Origin of the sequence: Flavobacterium sp. 140616W15, from assembly GCF_003668995.1 — a bacterium.
In the GTDB taxonomy this organism is placed as follows: Bacteria; Bacteroidota; Bacteroidia; order Flavobacteriales; family Flavobacteriaceae; genus Flavobacterium.
Genome location: NZ_CP033068.1, coordinates 2,941,034 through 2,954,081 on the forward strand (window position 1 = coordinate 2,941,034; position 13,048 = coordinate 2,954,081).

Consider the following 13,048-nt stretch of genomic DNA (forward strand, 5'->3'; position numbering starts at 1 on the left):
ATTCATATTTTTAGCTAAAATATTGCTTTTAAATTTAAAATACAAAACGGCGGCTATGCAATTAATCATCAGAGCATACAATCTAAAATTAAAACACACTTTTAGGATTTCAAGAAAAACAATTGATTTTCAACCTACGGTAATTGTCGAATTAAAAAAAGATGGATATTCGGGTTTTGGTGAAGCAACATCCAATCCATATTATAATATTACCATACCGATACTAGAAAATGATATCGAAAAAATTCGTCCAATAATAGAAACAATTGAGGATGAAACTCCTGAAGAATTTTGGGCAAAAATAAATCCATTATTACAAGAAAATAAATTTGCGTTATGCGCCTTAGATAATGCATACAATGATTGGTATGCAAGAAAAAAAAATATAAAACTATATCAGCTATGGAATTACTCTATTCAAAATAATCCATTGACAAATTACACCATTGGAATTGATTCTATCGAAAAAATGGTTTCTAAAATGGAAGAATTACCATGGCCTATTTATAAAATAAAATTAGGAACTCCTGAAGACATTGCCATTGTAACTGAGTTAAGAAAACACAGTAACGCTATATTTAGAATTGATGCCAATTGCGGATGGGGTGTTGATGAGACAATTAAAAATGCTATTGAGCTAAAAAAACTTGGAGTCGAATTTCTAGAACAACCGCTCAAAGCAGATGATTGGGACGGACATCGAGAAGTTTTTAATCATTCCGTCTTACCTATTGTAGCTGACGAAAGTTGTATTATAGAAAGTGATATTGCTAAATGCCACAACCATTTTCATGGTGTAAATATAAAATTGATGAAATGTGGCGGTATAACTCCAGGACGACGAATGCTACAGGAAGCAAAGCAATTGGGATTAAAAACAATGATAGGCTGCATGACAGAATCTACGGTTGGAATTTCTGCAATTGCCCATTTATTACCCGAACTCGATTATGTTGATATGGATGGCCCTTTGCTATTAGAAAAAGATATTGCTAGTGGCGTTATCATACAAAATGGAGCCGTAAAATATGCCGAAGGTAACGGAACTGGAGTTATCTTGTATTAATCACAATTTCAATATAAGGAAAGTGGCAATTCAATTACTTTTAAAACGTACCTTTGTAAAAAATTAAACGATGACAAATAACGATATCCTAAAAAAACTACGCGTAGCCTTAATGCTCCGTGACGACCAAATAGTTGAAATATTAGAATTGGTAGATTTTAGAATTTCAAAATCAGAGTTGGGTGCTTTTTTCAGAGCCGAAGACCATGAAAACTATATGGAATGTGGGGATCAGGTATTGCGTAACTTCTTAAACGGATTAGTAATTCATTTAAGAGGAACAAAAGAAAATCCTAAAAATCCTAATGATGTTTTAGCGAAACACAAAGCTGAAATACCTGCTAAAGGAAGTACTAAAGAAAGGCCAGAGTTTAAAGCCAAATCTAAAGATGAGGAAAGATCTAGAGGAGATCAAGCTCCATCTAAATCTGGAACTGCTACAAAAAAACCTTTCAAAAAGAACAACAGTAAATCTACTCCAAAAATACAAGTAGTTGAAAAAGTAAAATTCAACTTCGGTAAAAACAAAAAATCCTAAGCTCACACTTAGGATTTTTTTTATCAGATATGTTAAAGTAAAACCGTTTTTGTGTTTTCAATCTCAATTCTGAATTCTTTTTGAATTTGAATCTGTATTTTTGTGTAAAATTAGATTTTATAACATGAAAAAAATTATTTTATTTTTAGCACTTGTATTCGTTACTCAAATAAATGCACAAGAACGTCCAAAACTAGTGGTTGGAATTGTTGTGGATCAAATGAAGATGGAGTATCTCTATCGTTTCTCAGATGATTTTACAGCAAATGGTTTCAAAAGACTTATGAATAACGGCTACACGTTTCAAAACATGCATTACAATTACATGCCTACCTACACTGCACCAGGTCATGCATCCATTTATACAGGAACAACTCCTGCAACACATGGAATTGTAAGTAACGAATGGTTTAGCCGAAAATTAGGAAAACAAATGTATTGTACCGATGATGCTGGAGTAGTAACAATAGGCGATGGTACAAAAGAGGAAGGCGAAATGTCTCCAAAAAACTTATTAAGCACAACTATCACTGACGAGTTAAGAATGGGTACCAATTTCCAAGGAAAAGTAATTGGTGTGAGTCTTAAAGATCGTGGAGCAATTTTACCAGCAGGGCACTTTGCTAATTGGGCTTTCTGGTATAGCAAAACAGGATCTTTTATTTCTAGTACTTTTTACGGAGATAAATTACCTGATTGGGTAACTGAATTTAATGGTGAAAAACGTTATTTATCATATATAAACAAAGGCTGGGATCTTTACAAACCTCTTTCTGTTTATACTAGTAAAAGCTTACCAGATAACAATCCATACGAAGGGAAATTGTACAATAGTGCAGCACCCGTTTTTCCATACAACTTAAAAGATATGTATGATAAAAATGATGCAGGAATTATCCGTTCTACTCCATTTGGAAACGACTTATTAGCTGAATTTGCTATGAAAGCAATCGAAAAAGAAGAATTAGGAAAAGATAACATTACAGACTTCTTAACGGTTAGTTTCTCATCTACAGATTACGTAGGGCATTTATTAGGACCACGTTCTATGGAGTTACAAGATACTTATTTGCGTTTAGACCAAACTATTGCAGATTTTTTAACTTACTTAGATAAAACTGTTGGTAAAGATAATTACTTACTTTTCTTAACTGCTGATCATGCTGGAGCTGAAAATGTAAATTATCTTAAAGACAATAAATACAATGTAAACAGTATTAGTCCAAAAGATATCCGTAAAAACTTAAAAGATTTTTCAGTAAAAACTTTTGGTGCTGATTTAGTTTTAAACTATTCTAGCTTCAATTTATTTTTGAATAAAGAAGTCATCAAAACTAAAAAACTGGAATTAGTTAAAGTTAAACAAGCTTTCAAAGATTATTTGATGGCTCAGGATTACGTAAAAAGAGTATATACCGAAGAAGAAATTTTAGGCGCTACAGGTAATGATTACTACTTAAACTTTATTGTAAAAGGATATGACGTAACTCAAAACGGAGATTTAATTATATTAGACAAACCAGGTTATATCGAATATCAAGGAACAGGAACTTCTCACGGAACCCCATATACTTATGACACACATGTACCTGCAATTTTTTACGGTTGGCATATTAAAAAAGGAGAATCATACAGTAAGAAAACGATTACTCAAATTGCTCCAACAATTGCACAAAAAATAAAAGTAACATTCCCGAACGGAACAGAAGCAAATGTTCTTGAAGAAGTCTTAGACAAAAAATAATTTCTTCTTAACGCATAAAAAAGAGGATGCCTGAAAATTACTTTCGGACATCCTCTTTTTATTTAAAACTATCTTATTTAAATTGCTTGAATATATCTATAATGGTGCGAAATTATTTCTGTACCTGCACTCCATTCCAATAATCAGACATCAAGTTGATACTACCAGAGATGTGATATATTTATAGCAATCTCAAGAAAAACCAAAATATCGCTACGCTGTAGTAATTATTTATTCTATTTTCTAAAACTGTCCAAAAACAAAATAGACTGTTTGAAAAATACTTTTCGAACAGTCTATTTTTAAAATATCCTAATATTGAGTTTATCCTCTAAATCTATTTCTTACAATAATATCTTTCAGCTTTGCTTTTAAATCTTCCCCTGTGTCATAAACCATTTGTTCGTTATTAGGAAATGGCACTGCACGTTTATTAAAATAAGTCATATAACTATCCTCGCAAGCACTTTTATCTCCTTTGTAGGTTGCATAAACATAATCAAAGATGAATTCGCTGGTTACTGGAAACGATTGCATTAACTGATTGGTCCTTAAATCAACATAATCTACCTTTGCAGTTACCTGACAAGATTTAAATTGTCTGAACTCATAAATATTTGCTCGAAGCGTTCTGTAATTATCAACCTTAATTTCCCGTCCTAAGCTATCTTTTACAGGCTTACCTCTACCATCCAAAAGAGTTCTCACTCCATCTTTCACCTGCTTTTCTTTAATAAACTCTTTCTCTTTAATTTGCTCTGGCGAAATAAATATCTCTCTAAAATTCAAAATTAAACTATAGTCGTAAACAACACTTTTTTGTCTGACACTATGATAAACAGTCCATTTATCATTTAATCCGTACGTGCTGAAATCTAACAAATCATTTTGAAGCTGTTTTGGAATAACCATATTCGTTTCGTTTTTAGCATAAACATCCACAAAATCGGTACCTTTAAAAAGAGCTTCATCCATTAATTTTTTTGTGTTTTTATATCCCGGATTGATACTTTCCAGATAAGCAAAATCATCGTATGCCTTTCTAAAATCAAGCTTGTTTTTGGATTTTAAAAGTGCCGAAGCATTTTCATATAAATATTTTGACAATGCATTTTTGCTGCTTACAATTTGCGAAGAATAATTATCAAACGGAAAATAGGCATTCTTTCCTTGTTTCATTAATTGCAATGGCAACAATGGTCGTATTTTTTCCTGACGGTTATTTAATTGCATGTACGTATTGTAAACACGCTCAATGTTAGCTGGATTAGCCTCTTTTGCCATCAAATCTAGACTGCGTAAATCTCTGTCTTTAGCTTTAGCAAAAGCTTCTTCCAACAAGTAAACATAATCTTGTTTTCCTTTAGAATCTTTTTTGGTTCTTAATCCTTCAACCGCCCGATCAATAGCTCCATCATAATTACCATCACTTAGCATTGATTGAGTGCTTTTTACACCACATGAAGAAAGTGCTAAGAACAATATTGAAAAAAGTAGAGTAATCTTTTTCATTTTATAAATTTTAAAGTGCAAATATATCAGTTTTAGATTGATTCAGATAAGTAGTAACTCAATTTTAAATTTAAGAAGTAAAAACTTTCAACTGAATTTACCTTGCTAATAAAATCTAACTGACATAAAAATGGAGATGCACTGCTGTAGGTCTAACAAATAGTTACTATTTTAATTTTTTTCTACTTCTTATTTGATAAGCAATTTCCCAAAACAGTATAGATAAAACAGCATTCGTCATTAATGCAGTTTTGATTCCGTGAGCATCATATTTTGGAAATAGATGCAAATCTCCAAACTTCAGTGCTAAGTATAAAGCTAAAAATGCAATTATAGCAGAGTACACTATATTTAATAAAGGTTTCCATTTTAATACCAAAAAAGAGAAAATTAGATTGATAAGAAGAAAACCACAACCTAAAGTTATAAATCTATGATCTTTTAATTTTTCGCCCAATGCCAGCAAATATGAAGTTGAAAAACTATAAGTGAAAAATAATATTGAATAGATTAGAATACGGATTTGTAATTTCATTTTTTAATTTTTTAGTTTGCCGAAAATACAAATTAAAAATGAAGCTTTGATTAATTTAAGTTTGATAAATGATGGTTAAAAATTTGTTTGCAGGCATGGATTGTCAAATTTACTCTATAAGAGATATTCTAAATTAGTCATCCAAGTATTTTAAAATACAGATACAAATTGAAAAAATAAAAATTACAAATACTACATTGCTGATGTTATATATTATTTTATTCTTTTTTGTTTCGCTATTCCATTCTATAGTAAAATCTTTTATATGCTTTTTATATATTTTATAGTTGAAATAATTAATAGTCAAACTAATTATAACAAAAAAAGGAAATAAAAAAAGTATAGTAATATGTAAACTGGGAAATAAAACTTTTTTAAAAATGGCAAGAACTGCCAACACAAAAAAAGCCTGAATACTTGAAAGTCCTTGAGTTACTTTTAATGAATCATTTCCCGTAGTATGAAGATAAAAGAATATTCTCCCTGTTTTTTTAATATCCATTATTGATTTTATTTTGTCTACAAAAAGCTAAAATATTCTTACTTAAATCTAAGACATCATAAAAACTAACATTAGAACCAAATCCCATTTGTTATTTTGTTTTTTAATTTTTTAGTTTCCCGAAAATACAAATTAAAAATGAAGCTTTGATTAGGTTGGCTATAATATGGACAAAAAAATGCGCAAAATCAAAAAGACATTTGCGCATTTTTCTTTATAAAAAACTCTATTTAGAGACTATTATTTTCCTTTTAGTAATTTTTCCAAATACTCTACCTTTTCTTTTTCAGCTTGAACTAAACGTTCGTAAAGTTCAACAACTTTATCTAAAGGATTAAATGTACAATTATTAGCTGAGCACAAATTGCCTGCATTAATTACGCTATCTTTTGTATCGTAATAAGTATTAAAATAATTAAAAACTGATTCTTCTGAAAAATTTTCAATCGCTTCTACAGTCACTCCAAGTGCTTTTGCAATTTCAATAAGTTTATCTTTGTCAATAGTTTCGCTTGCTTCAATATTAGAAACTGATTGTTGACTCACTCCAATAGCATTCGCAAGTATTTCTTGTTTCATGCCTTTAAGCTCTCTGATTCGGCTTATATTTCTGCCAATATGTTTTGGTTTAGTTGCTGTGCTCATAATTCAAAGATATTTAAAATTCTTTAGATAAATAGTGGTTAGTGAAAATTTCAAGTCCCAATATCCGCAATCTTGTCATTTCGACGTAAGGAGAAATCTTCACAAGAAACTCTACAAAGATTGAAAAATTCATATAAAATTTGCTTACAAATTATGCAAATAAATAATTCAAAAAGCCCAAATTTGGATTCATTGTTTTTATCAATTCAATTTTCTTTTCCCTGCGCCAGCCTTTTACTTCTTTTTCACGAGCAATTGCTTCTTGAATCCAAGTAAACTTTTCATAATATAGTAAGTATGTAACATTATACTTTGATGCAAAAGTTTTATTTTCATTTGCGTTGTTTTCTTCGTGTTGACTTAACCGAATTCTCAAATTATTTGTAACCCCAGTATAAAAAACTGTTTTAGATATATTTGTTATTATGTATATATAGTAAGTATGATAGCCTCCTTGTAATTCCATTAAATTTATTTTTCGCTAAAGTTAAATCATTTTTATTAAAGATTTTACTTACAATATATTTAATGTACTTTATGGAGTTTCTTGCGAAGATTTCTCCTTACGTCGAAATGACAAGATTGTGTGCAAAACTTCAATTTTAAAAACGAGAAATAAGTCAATTAAGAATATGTTATTTCCAAACGGTTAAACTAAATCCATTGTAGTAATCGTTGTTTGTAGTTATTTATTCAATTTATATAGATTTTCTAAAAAAATATCTTTTCATCTTCGCTCCAATTATTTGTATAAACAAGTAGATTTAGAAAATTATCTTTAATCGAACCGAATAGAAATACATTATCGAGTTTCTTATCATTATATTTCCAAATTATATATTCTAATTTAGAATCTTCCTTAATCTTTTGGATTTTGAATTTATTTTTTTTCAAATAATCCGAATCCCAAACATAAAATAACTTTACATTTTCAAAATCTGATTTATTACTTTTGAAAAAGGAATACGAATTTTTAGGGTTTTGGGCAATTGCAATAATTACTCCATCTTTATTTTTTAAATAAGTTTGACCTGAATCATCCACTCTATTCAATTCTTCCCAATTCCCAGGTATTTTTACTTCACCAGATTTCGTTTTTACATTAGAGTAATCTACAATATCTTGACAAAAAATAAGATTTGGCAAGAGAAAAAATAACACGAACACTAAATTTACTTTATTCATATTTTTTTGGTTTTATATTTATATTCAACGTTTCAGTGATAGTAAAGTCTCCCAACTTCATACACGTTCCTAATGCTCTTTTTAATCTTTATAATGCCTTGCTGTTGTCGTTACGAAGTCGGGAGACTTCGCAGAGCGGAGATAGAATCTTTTTCGACAGATTTCATTAAAAATTCAAATATGTCGACATCATATTTTTTCTCTTTTTCGGGAAATTCTTGACCAAAATACATTCCTGCAAAACATAATAGAAAAAGTGTAATATTTTTTTTAACCATAATAGTCATCTCAAACTTTGTTCATTAAGAATTCACCCAATCCTAATTTTAATATCAACTCAGTTTTAGTTAGTTTAAGAATAGACAACTCAAATTTCCCATCTATTGAATTTAGAATTATCACTTTTGAATTTTTAGACAACGTCCATTTTCCATTCGCATTTTGCCCCATTAAAAACGCAACAAATTCATCATTACTTTTAAATTCAAAAGTCATTTTATTAATTATGTCTGAATTTAAAGTTTTTTTTCCAAGTTTATCAACTTCTTTATTTAGCGCCTTTTTAAAAACCCATTTTCCCTTTAAAAGATCAGAGTTTTGAGCATTTATAGTTATGCTTGATAAAAAAAGAACAAATATTACAATTGTTTTGATCATGTGATTTGATTGTTTCATTTCTGTTTTTACTTCGATTATATCTTTATAAATAGTTTAATTATGTTCATAGATTATATCTGTTATTCTCTTATTGTGCAGGGTATCCCAACTTCGTACTCATTCCTATATTCTTTTTAATTTTTGCTATGTTTCATTGTGGTCTCTACGAAGTAGGGAGACCTCGGCTATCCTTTACTTTCTTACTTCTAATTTCAGAATTTGATTTCCTTTCTTTTCTTTAATATAATCTATCCTTACATATTTATTTTCGTCTATTGCTCCTCCATGCGACTTAGCATTATTGTATCCAAACCCAGATATATCAAAATCTGAATATTCAAATTCTACTCCATTAACAATAAATCTTTCACTATCATGACCGCCAGATGGCATTGGATGAAATTTTGTAACAAATCCTTCAGTTTGTAGTTTGGCATTATTGTATAAATCATTTGTTTTGTAATACTCGTAGCCAAATAAAACTGAGAATAGTAAAAAAAAGAATATCGATACATACTGGAATATTTTTATCTTGACTTTTTGGTGTTCAGGATCTTTAAATAAGTTTTCTTCTTCATCGTTTTCAATCAAGAATAAAATAAATTTTAAAAATAGAAAAATACCAATTGGCATAAATAATATCCAGATTTTTTTGATTCCATCTCCAGATGAAAAATCATAAATTATTTCAAAGGAGTTCATAGTTTTCAACTTTTTCATTTTGTAATTTTTCTCATACTGGCTTGTATCTGTGAAAACCTAAAAGCTCTATCGCCCGCTCTTGAATGTACATATTTTCATCATCTAAAAAGGGATAGATGTTGGTCTCAATTTCATGATTCAAACTTAAAGCCATAATCATAAATGCTAATTGTTGTATACAATCCTCGTCAGCTTCTGCTTTTAGTTTGGTAAAAAGTTTCTCAATAAGTTCACTTCGCTCAGGAAACTCCGCAATCTCTTTTGTCGCAGGAAACTCAAAATGGTTTTCATTAAAATCATCAAAATCGAATACATCTAAATTATTTTCAATTGTATCAATAAAATTTGAAATGCTTCTAAACTTTGGCTCTAAATTTAATTCATCATGACTCAAATAACAAACCATTCCTTTCATAGTAGTATCAACATATACACACCAATAGTTTGAATTTCCATCAGTCAATATCGCCGTAATGTTTTTATAAACTGGAAATTGGTCAAAATAACTTTGCATATTATTAAACTCATTATCCTCTAGTATTATAAAACCATCTCTTGATCTAAAATTTTTTAATTTTTCTATTTCATCTTTACTTATGTTAAACTCTTTTAATTTATCTATCATAATTTCATCTGTTTTCTTGAGGCATCTAACTTTATAGTAAAACCATATCAATAAATTATTTAATATTTACATATCAGTTTATAGCTAAAATATAAAATAATACACACAAATCATTAATTAGTTTTCTATTACGCATGAAGGATTACTTCACAATACATTTATTTTTAGATGAGTTCAGTGAGCTTCAGAATTAAACTAATTGATTAAAGATTACACACCAATTATATCTTTTCTGTAAAGATAAGATTGCGCTGAGGCTTCGACTCCGCTCTGCCTGACAGTTGGAGTCAATATAAAACAAAAAATCCCATTCACCTTTCGGGAATGGGATTTCTGCAACTGACATTTTTTTTTATTTTAAACTGCTGCCGCAACTTCTTGTGGCAACGGAATTTGATTTTTAAGAAGGTCTTCGAATGTTTCGGCTTGGCGAATTAATATTCCTTGACCATTCATCCATAAAACTTCGGCTGGTTTGTATCTTGAATTGTAGTTTGAGGCCATTGAGAAACAATATGCACCTGCATTTCTGAAAGATAAAATATCACCTTCGGTAATTTGTGCAATTCTACGGTTATTCGCAAATGTATCAGTTTCGCAAATGTATCCTACTACAGAGTAAAAACGCTCTTTCCCTTTTGGGTTTGAGATGTTTTCGATATGGTGAGAAGAACCATATAACATTGGACGAATTAAGTGATTAAAACCACTATCGATTCCAGCAAAAACAGTTGATGTTGTTTGTTTTACAACATTTACTTTTGCCAAAAAGAATCCTGCTTCACTCACTAAAAATTTACCTGGTTCGAAAATCAAGGTTAAATCTTTACCATATTCTGCACAGAAAGAATTGAATCTTTTTGATAATTTTTTACCTAATTCTTCGATATCAGTTTCGATATCATCTTTTTTGTATGGTACTTTAAAACCACTTCCAAAATCTAAAAACTCTAAGTTTTTGAAGTTTTTAGCTGTATCAAATAAGATTTCAGCAGCATACAAGAATACTTCAATATCCAAAATATCAGATCCTGTGTGCATGTGAATTCCCACAATGCTCATTTTTGTATTTTCAACAATTCGCAATAAATGTGGTATTTGATGTACCGAAATTCCGAATTTGCTATCAATATGTCCTACAGAAATATTTGCATTTCCTCCTGCCATTACATGCGGATTAATACGAATACAAACTGGTGTATTTGGATATTTAGTTCCGAATTGCTCCAGAATAGATAAATTGTCAATGTTTATTTGTACACCCATTGCAGCAACTTCTTCAATTTCTTCTAAAGAAACTCCATTTGGTGTATAAAAAATTCTTTCAGGCTCATATCCAGCGTGAAGTCCTAGTAATACTTCTTGAATAGATACTGTGTCTAATCCAGACCCCATATCCTTTAACAACTGAAGTATGGCAACATTAGACAAAGCCTTCATGGCATAGTTAATTCTAAGATGTTCTACTTTAGAGAACGCTTTAGTTAACCTGTTGTATTGTGATTGGATTTTTTCAGCATCATACACATATAATGGACTTCCAAATTGGTCTGCTAATTGCAGTAAATCTTTTGATTGCATTGTTAAACTATTTTTGACAAATTTATTACTCTTTTGTATATCCACCAATAAAATGCAAAATAATAACAAATTATAACAATTTGTTTAAAATCAAACAATTTATGCGTTATTTTAAATTTATTTAAACCCCTTTTACTTGCTAAGGTTCTAAGATACTAAGTTACTATCTTTTTTTCATAAAAAAACCCCTCAAATAGTAGTGAATTAGTGCCTTATAAACTAAAAGCAGAAACCCTTGAATGCAATTATTCAAGGGTTTCTTTTCGTTGTGTTGTTTGTTGGTTTATAGACTTGGTAAGTCCCCGCTTCCTTTTGTTGGTAAATTTGTAGATCCCATTAAATATAAATCTACTTCTCTTGCTGCCTCACGGCCTTCTGAAATTGCCCAAACAATTAAGGATTGTCCTCTGCGCATATCACCAGCTGTAAAAATATGTGGTACATTTGTTTGATAATTTGTCGCTTTGTAATTGCTTCTCATATCCAACTGTAAACCTAATTGATCGCTTAATGTTTTTTCTGGTCCTGTAAATCCAAGCGCTAATAATGCAAGATCACAAGGCCATATTTTCTCTGAACCTTCTTTTTCTATAAGTTCTGGTCGTTGTCCTGCTGTCATTTTCCAAGCTACTTCAACAGTTTTCAAACCTACTAATTCTCCTTTTTCGTTTGCAAGAAACTCTTTGGTATTAATTAACCAGTTTCTATCACAACCTTCTTCATGAGAAGACGATGTTTTAAGTTGCAACGGCCAAAATGGCCAAGGCGTAGATTCGCTTCTTCCAACTGGCGGTTTAGGTAAAATCTCAAAATTAGTAACCGATTTTGCTCCGTGTCTGTTTGAAGTCCCGATACAATCTGATCCTGTATCTCCCCCTCCAATAACAATAACATCTTTGCCTGTAGCTTTTATTTGGTTTGGAATTTCTTCTCCAAATAAAACCTTTGTTTGTTGCGTTAAGAAATCCATTGCCTGAACAACTCCTTTGCTTTCGATTCCTTTTGTTGGCAAGCTTCTTCTTTCTGTTGCTCCTCCACATAAAACAATCGAATCAAATGCATTTAGTTCTTCGATACTGTAATTTACTCCAACATTTACATTGGTTTTAAAAACAATTCCTTCAGCTTCTAATATTACTACACGTCTGTCGATAATTCCTTTTTCTAATTTAAAATTAGGAATTCCATAACGCAATAATCCGCCTATTGCATTGTCTCTTTCAAAAACAGTAACCGTATGTCCTGCTCTGTTTAATTGTTGTGCCGCTGCCAAACCTGCAGGACCTGAACCAATAACAGCAACAGTTTTTCCTGTTCTCTTTTTTGGAAGTTGAGGCTTAATCCAACCTTCTGCAAAACCTCTTTCGATAATATTTTTTTCGATATTTTCAATCGCAACTGGTTCTTTGATAATTCCTAACACGCATGATTTCTCACATGGTGCCGGGCATAAACGACCTGTAAATTCTGGAAAGTTATTTGTTGATTGCAAAATTTTTAATGCACTCTCCCACTCTTCCTGATGTACCATGTCGTTAAAATCTGGAATTAAATTTCCTAACGGACATGCACTGTGACAAAACGGAATACCACAATCCATACATCTTGAACCTTGTTCTTTAATCTTATCTTTTTCTAAGGTTATCGTAAACTCATTATAGTTTGATATACGCTCCTTAACAGCAATATTACTTTCGTCTGCTCTATTATATTCTTTAAATCCACCTATCTTACCCATGATATTTTTATTAAATTT

At 30.5% G+C, this 13,048-nt stretch carries 14 protein-coding genes; 3 read left to right on the top strand and 11 right to left on the bottom strand.

What is annotated here, in order from left to right; translation table 11 throughout:
* Window positions 1-55 precede the first annotated feature (55 nt).
* The 3 genes from EAG11_RS12600 (at window position 56) to pafA (ending at window position 3,348) form a co-directional block, all read left to right on the top strand.
* Complete coding sequence (locus tag EAG11_RS12600) at window positions 56-1,066, top strand: dipeptide epimerase (protein ID WP_129539493.1); 1,011 nt, start codon at window positions 56-58, stop codon at window positions 1,064-1,066.
* A 70-nt stretch (window positions 1,067-1,136) separates the two neighbouring features.
* Window positions 1,137-1,604 carry a DUF1456 family protein gene (locus tag EAG11_RS12605; protein ID WP_129539494.1) on the top strand — a complete coding sequence of 156 codons (468 nt, stop codon included), beginning with the start codon at window positions 1,137-1,139 and terminating at the stop codon, window positions 1,602-1,604.
* Between the two features lie 124 nt (window positions 1,605-1,728).
* Window positions 1,729-3,348: an alkaline phosphatase PafA gene (gene pafA / locus EAG11_RS12610; RefSeq protein ID WP_129539495.1), complete on the top strand. Its 1,620-nt coding sequence runs from the start codon at window positions 1,729-1,731 to the stop codon at window positions 3,346-3,348.
* Between the two features lie 324 nt (window positions 3,349-3,672).
* On the opposite strand, the gene EAG11_RS12615 is transcribed toward pafA, so the two are convergent.
* The 11 genes from EAG11_RS12615 to EAG11_RS12665 form a co-directional block, all read right to left on the bottom strand.
* Window positions 3,673-4,860 carry a hypothetical protein gene (locus tag EAG11_RS12615; protein ID WP_129539496.1) on the bottom strand — a complete coding sequence of 396 codons (1,188 nt, stop codon included), beginning with the start codon at window positions 4,858-4,860 and terminating at the stop codon, window positions 3,673-3,675.
* A 166-nt stretch (window positions 4,861-5,026) separates the two neighbouring features.
* Window positions 5,027-5,395 carry a hypothetical protein gene (locus EAG11_RS12620; protein ID WP_129539497.1) on the bottom strand — a complete coding sequence of 123 codons (369 nt, stop codon included), beginning with the start codon at window positions 5,393-5,395 and terminating at the stop codon, window positions 5,027-5,029.
* Between the two features lie 133 nt (window positions 5,396-5,528).
* Complete coding sequence (locus EAG11_RS12625) at window positions 5,529-5,897, bottom strand: hypothetical protein (RefSeq protein ID WP_129539498.1); 369 nt, start codon at window positions 5,895-5,897, stop codon at window positions 5,529-5,531.
* Window positions 5,898-6,137: 240 nt separating this feature from the next.
* Complete coding sequence (locus EAG11_RS12630) at window positions 6,138-6,542, bottom strand: helix-turn-helix domain-containing protein (RefSeq protein ID WP_129539499.1); 405 nt, start codon at window positions 6,540-6,542, stop codon at window positions 6,138-6,140.
* A 151-nt stretch (window positions 6,543-6,693) separates the two neighbouring features.
* Entirely contained in the window at window positions 6,694-7,008 is a 315-nt protein-coding gene (locus EAG11_RS12635) for a GIY-YIG nuclease family protein (protein ID WP_129539500.1), read from the bottom strand.
* Between the two features lie 245 nt (window positions 7,009-7,253).
* Window positions 7,254-7,727: a hypothetical protein gene (locus EAG11_RS12640; RefSeq protein ID WP_129539501.1), complete on the bottom strand. Its 474-nt coding sequence runs from the start codon at window positions 7,725-7,727 to the stop codon at window positions 7,254-7,256.
* Window positions 7,728-8,015: 288 nt separating this feature from the next.
* Window positions 8,016-8,402 (bottom strand): lipocalin family protein, encoded by a 387-nt coding sequence (locus EAG11_RS12645; RefSeq protein WP_129539502.1) that lies wholly within the window; start codon window positions 8,400-8,402, stop codon window positions 8,016-8,018.
* Window positions 8,403-8,576: 174 nt separating this feature from the next.
* Window positions 8,577-9,104: a hypothetical protein gene (locus EAG11_RS12650; RefSeq protein ID WP_129539503.1), complete on the bottom strand. Its 528-nt coding sequence runs from the start codon at window positions 9,102-9,104 to the stop codon at window positions 8,577-8,579.
* Window positions 9,105-9,117: 13 nt separating this feature from the next.
* Window positions 9,118-9,711 carry a hypothetical protein gene (locus EAG11_RS12655; RefSeq protein WP_129539504.1) on the bottom strand — a complete coding sequence of 198 codons (594 nt, stop codon included), beginning with the start codon at window positions 9,709-9,711 and terminating at the stop codon, window positions 9,118-9,120.
* A 357-nt stretch (window positions 9,712-10,068) separates the two neighbouring features.
* Complete coding sequence (lysA, locus tag EAG11_RS12660; protein WP_129539505.1) at window positions 10,069-11,292, bottom strand: diaminopimelate decarboxylase; 1,224 nt, start codon at window positions 11,290-11,292, stop codon at window positions 10,069-10,071.
* 283 nt (window positions 11,293-11,575) lie between these two features.
* Window positions 11,576-13,030, bottom strand: coding sequence for a glutamate synthase subunit beta (locus EAG11_RS12665; protein ID WP_129539506.1), 1,455 nt, complete (start codon window positions 13,028-13,030; stop codon window positions 11,576-11,578).
* Window positions 13,031-13,048 lie beyond the last annotated feature (18 nt).